Here is a 5,419-nt window from a genome sequence, read left to right on the forward strand (position 1 = left end):
TTCAGCCCCTCTAGCGCCCGTAAGGTCATATTGGTGATATCCAGCGGGAAGACCTGGTATTTCACGAGGGAGCCGTCTTCAAGGGGATTGGTGGCATAGCCGGCTTTCCTCAGGTTATTCTCGGTAAACTCCGCGGTGTCCACGATGATGATCCCGCCCGGCTTCAGATCCCGCAAGTTCACCTTGAGGGCTGCCGGGTTCATCATCACCAGGACATCGGGGTTGTCTCCCGGCGTAAAGATATCGTGGCTGCTGAAATTGATCTGAAAGCCGCTCACCCCGAAGAGGGTCCCGGGGGGCGCCCGGATTTCAGCGGGGAAATCGGGCAGCGTCGCAAGGTCACTGCCCGCCACGGCGGTCTCGTTGGTGAATTGCATGCCGGCGAGCTGCATCCCATCGCCCGAATCCCCGGCGAAGCGGATTACCACCTCCTCCAGTTCTTCGTGGCGCTTGGGCACCTTGGTTGGATGTGGTGGAAACCCCGCTTGCGTTGTCATGATTTTCTCCTTCCGCGTGAAGGATTTCCGGCAGGTCCCGCCACCCGTTGCACCTCCGGAACGCCCCCGTCGGATTACGCCTTCTGGCGGCGCCAGGGCAGGCTCATCAAATCTTCCGTCCGGTGACGCTCCTTTGTAATCTTGTCTTGCAACAACATAATACCATGAATCAACTGTTCAGGACGGGGGGGACACCCAGGGACATACACGTCCACCGGCACGATCTGGTCCACTCCCTGGACGATGGCGTAGTCGTTAAAGATGCCTCCGCAGGAGGCACAGGCCCCCATGGCAATCACCCATTTGGGCTCGGGCATCTGATCGTAGATCCGCCGCAGCACTGGGGCCATCTTCTTACTGACCCGGCCGGAGACAATCATCAGGTCCGCCTGGCGGGGCGAGGCGCGAAAGACCTCCGCCCCAAATCGGGCAAGATCAAATCGAGAGGCGGCCGTGGCCATCATCTCGATGGCGCAGCAGGCGAGCCCAAAAGTGACAGGCCACAGCGAGGAACGGCGGGCCCAGTTCAGCATCTTCTCCACGGTCGTGAAGAGGATGCCGCGCTTGACCTCCTCCTCGACGGACTGCTGTTCATCACCGTCGAGCAGCTCAAGCTTCACCACACACCTCCGGTCGAGGCCCTCGCCCGAAAGGTTCTTAGGCTTGGAAGGACTGCCCGCAGCCGCAGGACCCTTTGGCGTTCGGGTTCTTGATAGTGAAGCCTGCCCCGGTCAACCCGTCGCCAAAATCGATCTCCGATCCGGTGAGGAACAGTAGGCTCTTCGGATCTATCACTACCTTGACTCCGTCCTGCTCGACGATCTGATCCCCCTCCCGGGGGGTATCGAAGGCAAGCTGGTACTCGTATCCGGAGCATCCGCCCCCCCTTACTCGGACGCGCAGCCCCTGGCCCTCGATCCCATCCTGGGCCATGAGGTCTTTGAGCTTCGATACTGCTGTTGCCGATACCGTAATCATTGCCCTTCTACCTCCTCGTAGTCCTCGTGCCGCAGACTAGCTTGATGTATCCTGAACACTGACGTTGCGTCCTCTGGTGGCCGGCCACCCACTGTACATCGCGCGAAGCCGCTCCACCCGCTCTGTCAACTTCTGCACCGTATAATCGACCTCCTCCTTGGTGCTCCAGCGCCCCAGGCCAAATCGGATACTTGCCCTGGCCAGCTCATCCCGTACCCCTAAGGCAAGAAGGACGTAGGAGGGTTCCATGGTGGTCGAGGTGCAGGCCGAGCCCGAGGAGACGGCCACGTCCTTCATACTGAGCAGTAAAGCCTCCCCCTCCACCCTGGCAAAGCTCAGGTTGAGGTTCCCCGGCAGCCGCCGCTCCGGATGCCCATTAAGATACACCCCAGCGATCCGTCGAAAGATCTCAGATTTCAAATACTCCCGCAGTTCCGTCAGGCGTTTCCCCTCCTCGGCCATCACCCGGGAGGCAACCTCACAAGCCTTCCCGAAGCCTGCGATCCCCGAGACATTCTGAGTCCCTGAACGGCGGCTCCGCTCTTGACCGCCACCGTCAAAGAGGGGGACAAGCTTCACCGCCGGTCGGTTCATCCGGCAATACAGGGACCCTACCCCTTTGGGGCCGTACAGCTTGTGAGCAGAGAACGAAACCAGGTCTGCTTGAATGTCATCTACCCTCAAGGAAATCTTCCCGAGGGCCTGAGCCGCATCAGAATGAAACAGCACGCCCCGAGCCTTGCAAATGCGACCGACCTCAGCGAGGGGCTGCACGGTACCAATCTCGTTATGAGCAGCAATGACGCTCACCAGGATGGTCCGATCTGTGATCGCTTCCTCCACATGGAAGGGATCCACGAGCCCGCTCCGATCTACCGGAAGATAGGTAACGTCAAAACCCTCCTTCTCGAGACGGCCACACGCATCGAGGACCGCATGGTGTTCGATGGCTGTGGTAATGATGTGGTTTCCCCGGTCCCGGTAAGCCCACGCAACCCCCTTAAGTGCCACATTGTTCGATTCGGTGGCCCCCGACGTGAAAACAACCTCCATTGGCTTGCACCCGATGAGGTGGCTGATCTGCTCTCGCGCCTTCTCGACAGCGGATTCAGCCGTCCACCCGAAGACGTGAGTTCGCGAAGAGGGATTGCCAAAGTGCTCCCGAAAATAGGGGAGCATTGCCTCCATGACTTCGGGGTCTACAGGGGTCGTGGCATGATAATCCATGTAAATCGGAAGCTTCACATCCATCCCTACCTCGCTGATTACTTACTGGTGGGTACTAGTAGTGATTATAGGGAAATCAGGGGGTCCTGTCAAGGTGATTGGGACCACTCTCCCCTTATATTTCCAATACTTTTTGAAACTGAGTGAGGTTCCGACACCCGGTCTCGGTCACCACCACAACGTCCTCGATGCGCACTCCACCCTCCCCTGAGTAATAGAGGCCCGGCTCGACGGTCACCACATTTCCTGCGCGCAGGACCGCTCCCCGCTTTCCGATTCGAGGGGTTTCGTGGATCTCCAGACCCAGACCATGGCCAGTTCCGTGAAAGAATCCCTGCATTCGCCCATCTGCCTCTGCGGTGTAAAAGCCTAAGCGTTCGAAAACTGCCGTTACCTCTTGATGAATTGCGACCCCGTCGGCCTCATGCCGGATGAGGGCAACCGCCTGCGCCTGCGCCTCAAGAACTGCCTCATACATCTGCTTCACCCGCAAAGAGGCACGTCCCTTGACCACCGTCCGGGTAATGTCGGCGAAGTAGCGGGTCCCGCTCGAACGGGGAAAAATATCAATGACAATGGGCCGATGGGCCAGGAGTGGACCTGTCCCCTCATGATGCGGGTCACTGCCCTGCTCACCCCCGGCCACGATGGTGTGCTCGGCAAAACAATCGCGGTCGAGCAAAGCGTGGTGGATCAGCCTTCTCACCCCTTCCGAGTTCAGGCGCTCGCCTGCTCGATACAGCTCGTTTCCGCGGATTTCGGCCTCCCGGATGGCCTGGATAGCAATTTCCATCGCTTCTTCAGCCAGACGCTGCGTCTCGGCAATCCATCCAACCTCGACGTCTGATTTGACCAGCCGTTCTTCAAGAAAGGCGCCCTCCTTCACTCGGACCTCATATCCCCGGCTCCGCAGCTTGTCCGCGTATTCGGTGGGAAAGTTTCCCGGAACCAGGAGCTGCTGGACCCGCCGCTCCCTGAGCCCCTCATCGACCGCGTCGAGAAGGGTCGACTGCTTGATTCGCTCCCTCGCCCGGTCCTCATACCTTTGAAGTGGAAGAATCGTTTCGACGGCTGCCTGGCTCTTGGCCCGGCCAAGTTCTAAGTCGCTCACCATAATGACCCGCTCTGTCCCGATCTGAAAAAACGGAAACGGATCGGGGGCCAGGAAACGAGTGGCGTAGTACAGGTCGGCGTCCCGCTCACTGGCCGCAATAATTAGAAGTGCTTCTTGCATAGCCGTTCACGGTTCATGGCTCACAGCTGATGGTTCAGGGTTCAGAGTTGAGGGTTCAGGGTCCAAAGGCTTATATTCCGATCTCTACCATGAACCATGAACCACGAACTATGAACCGTCAATAGGTCGTCGGTCATCGGTCGTCGGTCGTCGGATTACGGAAGTCCGTAACTCCGTGCATCGTGATCGGCTCCTGATTCACCCTTCCATCGCGAAACCTTTGGAGCGAGAGCGGCGAGATGTCGATTCCTGTCGTCTTGCCGTTCAAAATCAATTCGGCCATGAGCTTTCCAGCCACGGGCCCGTGCATAAAGCCGTGGCCACTGAAGCCACACGCCAAAAAGAATCCCTGAACTTCACTCTCCGCAAGGATAGGGTGGTTATCGGGAGAGATGTCGTAGAGACCCGCCCACCCCCGTACGATCTCTGCCTCTGCCAGGACCGGGACCCGGTGTGCACATGCAGCCCGGACCTCCGGGACGATTTCCCAGTCGACTGCCGTATTGAAACTCGAGTGCCGATCGGTTGGTGCCGGGATAAGGGCTCCTCCCTCCTCTCGCCGGAAGTACCAGCCTCGCTGGACGTCGATCGTTACTGGGACCTCTCGGGCAAAGTCAGGAACGGGGGCGGTGACAAAGAGCTGACGCCTCCACGGAGTAACCGGGACCTCCACTCCCGCCATCTGTCCGACAAGACCAGCATAGGCTCCGGCGGCATTGATCACCACCGGCGCGGCGATCTCACCATCACACCACCGCACCCCCTGGACCCGGCCTCCCTGAACCCTCACGCCAGTGACCGCACATCCCTCACGAATCTGGACCCCGAGATCGCGCGCCCTCTCACCATAGCCCCAGACTACCTGAAAGGGAGAGGCGTACCCATCTCCCCCGGTGTAGGTCCCTTCGAGGAGGTCGTCGACTCGGAGGCACGGGACAAGGCGCTGGATCTCGGAAGGGGAGAGGATCTCTACGGAAACCCCGAGACGCCTCTGGAGTTCCACGCCTCTTCGAAACAAGGTTCGCTCCTCGTCGGTGCTGAGAAGGAAGAGATAGCCGGCCTCCCGGAAGTCAGGATCCCACCCCATCTCCTCCCGAAAGGTGTGAAACATTTTCAGGCTTTCGATCGAAAGTCGAATATGGATCTCGGTAAGAAACTGGCGCCGGACACCCCCCGCCGAACGGCCCGTAGAGCCACTGCCAAGGTGTCCTTGTTCCAGCAGAAGAATTTTGAGACGGGAATTCCGTGCCAAATGGTAGGCGATACTACACCCGACAACGCCTCCCCCGATGACGCAGACGTCTACCGATCTGCCAAAAGGGGTTCCATGAGAAAGGCGCAGCGAAAACATTTCTGACTTGTCACCGTCTCTTGGTACTCCATCTGTTCCCGAATCACCTCGGCCAACGTGCAGTTCGTATTCTACCCCCCAATATAAGACATCTCGATCTTGTCGAGCCCGACCGTCTCGGTCGACCGGATT

At 59.0% G+C, this 5,419-nt stretch carries 6 protein-coding genes; all 6 read right to left on the minus strand.

The window, feature by feature from the left end; genetic code table 11:
* Positions 1-497: 2-oxoacid:acceptor oxidoreductase family protein (locus O6929_10230; GenBank protein MCZ6480764.1), on the minus strand; the 497-nt coding region annotated here is incomplete at its 3' end.
* A 74-nt stretch (positions 498-571) separates the two neighbouring features.
* Positions 572-1,105: an NADH-quinone oxidoreductase subunit B gene (locus O6929_10235; protein MCZ6480765.1), complete on the minus strand. Its 534-nt coding sequence runs from the start codon at positions 1,103-1,105 to the stop codon at positions 572-574.
* Between the two features lie 49 nt (positions 1,106-1,154).
* The gene (locus tag O6929_10240) at positions 1,155-1,475 is read right to left on the minus strand and encodes an iron-sulfur cluster assembly accessory protein (protein ID MCZ6480766.1); all 321 of its coding nucleotides are present in this window, start codon (positions 1,473-1,475) and stop codon (positions 1,155-1,157) included.
* A gap of 36 nt (positions 1,476-1,511) precedes the next feature.
* Complete coding sequence (locus tag O6929_10245) at positions 1,512-2,726, minus strand: IscS subfamily cysteine desulfurase (protein ID MCZ6480767.1); 1,215 nt, start codon at positions 2,724-2,726, stop codon at positions 1,512-1,514.
* A gap of 91 nt (positions 2,727-2,817) precedes the next feature.
* A complete protein-coding gene (locus tag O6929_10250) occupies positions 2,818-3,936 on the minus strand; it encodes a Xaa-Pro peptidase family protein (protein MCZ6480768.1) in 1,119 nt (372 codons plus the stop codon).
* Positions 3,937-4,069: 133 nt separating this feature from the next.
* The coding region (locus O6929_10255; protein MCZ6480769.1) for an FAD-dependent oxidoreductase at positions 4,070-5,419 on the minus strand (1,350 nt) is incomplete at its 5' end.

The sequence above is a fragment of the Candidatus Methylomirabilota bacterium genome (assembly GCA_027293415.1).
Classification (GTDB): Bacteria; Methylomirabilota; Methylomirabilia; order Methylomirabilales; family CSP1-5; genus CSP1-5.

Excerpts from the sequence above, each read along its gene's own strand:
- O6929_10240 (MCZ6480766.1), bottom strand. The coding sequence starts at position 1,475 with ATGATTACGGTATCGGCAACAGCAGTATCGAAGCTCAAAGACCTCATG.
- O6929_10245 (MCZ6480767.1), bottom strand. The coding sequence starts at position 2,726 with ATGGATGTGAAGCTTCCGATTTACATGGATTATCATGCCACGACCCCT.
- O6929_10250 (MCZ6480768.1), bottom strand. The coding sequence starts at position 3,936 with ATGCAAGAAGCACTTCTAATTATTGCGGCCAGTGAGCGGGACGCCGAC.